Raw genomic sequence first — 1,688 nt, 5'->3', positions numbered from 1 at the left:
GCCGTATACGAGACCCGTACGTACGGTGGTGTGAGAGGCGCACTCTGTCAGTTTCTGGCAGAGCCGTCTACTCGATTAGGCACAGTTTTTATTCCGCTTTTATTATTTCCAAAAGTCTATTCAGTTGATAATCTTCTTTTAAGAAAATTTGGTCTAAACTTCTTTCTATTTTAATGTCAGGTTCTGTTCCAATTCCATCTAATATTTTACCGTTCTTTTGAAAAGAAACCATTGTGCTTATTTTTCCACGTAATTCTGAATTGGGTAATTCAAATCTTTCGCTATTCCCACTTGAGCCATCAGTATTTACACCAACTATTTTTATGTTTGGTAAATCTTTAAATACGGAAACTAAAACAGAAGCAGCACTAAAACTCCTTTCATTCGCAAGTATATATATAGGTTTATTGTAATGAAATTTCCCTTTAGTGATTTTCTGACCATTGAGAATATAATAATGAAATTCGCTAAATTTTTCTTTGCTCAAATCATACATTGGCTCAAATGAATTCATAAACTTGTCTACTGCATTTTGCTCTTTAATATCTAAATCATTTCTTGACAATAAATAACGACTTTGTAGTCTCTCTTTAAGTTCTTTATCTAAAGGGAATTTTCCTCTTTGTTTGGTTGCATTAACAACATAAATAGAATCTGGATGAATAAAATATCCTGCTAATTCTTGAATTAAGTCACGAGTTCCTCCGCTATTATCTCGAACATCTACAATTATGGCATCACTTTTTTCAGCTTTTGTCATAAATTCACTTAGATACTCAAAAAAAGTTGGGCAACTCTCTTTTTCTATCATTTCGCCAATTTGGATATAGCTAACATTATTGTTTAAACTAAAAAACCTTTTGATAAAATCCTTATCATTATACTTTTCTTCTTTTACACGGTAAGTATTTTTAAAAAATCTGTCATCCCATAATGTTGCTCTGTTTTTACCATCAACAAGTTTTACACTTATTTCTTTTTTGTTTCCTTTGTCGTCAGATAATGTTATTGGTAAAGGGTTTGGTAGCTCTATTTTAAGTGTTCTAAAAATAGTTTCAATATCTCTTAAATCTCGAACTGCATTCGTTGCATAAGCATCTTTAGGTGCAAGAATTTCGCCAATATGGATTTTAGGAAGAATTTCTTGAATAGGTATATTGTTAATAGATTGTAAATATGGAAATTCGGAATTCCAAAATTTATATTCTTTAATATCTCTTTGAAAATCAACCACCAACACCTTGCCCTTAAATGGTGCAAATGCAAGTGTTAGGTAAAGTGAATCTCGAATGTCGTAATCTTTTATAAATGAATGTCTGTCTCCAATTTTTCCAATAGTTTTGGATAAAAAAAGTCCGAAATCAAATTGAGTAATTTTTTTGTCAGGAACTGTATTTAAATAATTTTCAAAATCTACTCTGTAGTCATATCCGTTTAATCCTTGATAAGAAGATTTGTTTTGAAGAATGTCGTCAACTATTGCTAAATCCTTTTCAATTTGAGCTTTGGATAAACATTCAGCTTCACTTTGAGCCTTACAAGAAAGCGTGAATATTGATAATATAATGACTAAGTAAATTTTCATTGATGATTGTTTTTTTTAATTGTGCCTAACGGCAGTTCGTCTAATAACTCCGTTTTATTTTTAATTTATCCAACTAAATTACAGTATTAGTTTTACACGGGCT

Annotated in this window: 1 protein-coding gene; it reads right to left on the bottom strand. The window is 30.8% G+C overall.

Annotation, left to right across the window (positions count from 1 at the left end; all coding sequences use genetic code 11):
• Positions 1-88: 88 nt before the first annotated feature.
• A complete protein-coding gene (locus tag Q0998_RS19185; protein WP_299673046.1) occupies positions 89-1,585 on the bottom strand; it encodes a S41 family peptidase in 1,497 nt (498 codons plus the stop codon).
• Positions 1,586-1,688 lie beyond the last annotated feature (103 nt).

Source organism: uncultured Polaribacter sp., from assembly GCF_947501385.1.
Lineage (GTDB): Bacteria > Bacteroidota > Bacteroidia > Flavobacteriales > Flavobacteriaceae > Polaribacter.
The sequence above is the reverse complement of the archived record's forward strand: the minus strand, read 5'-3'. Positions and strand labels throughout refer to the sequence as shown.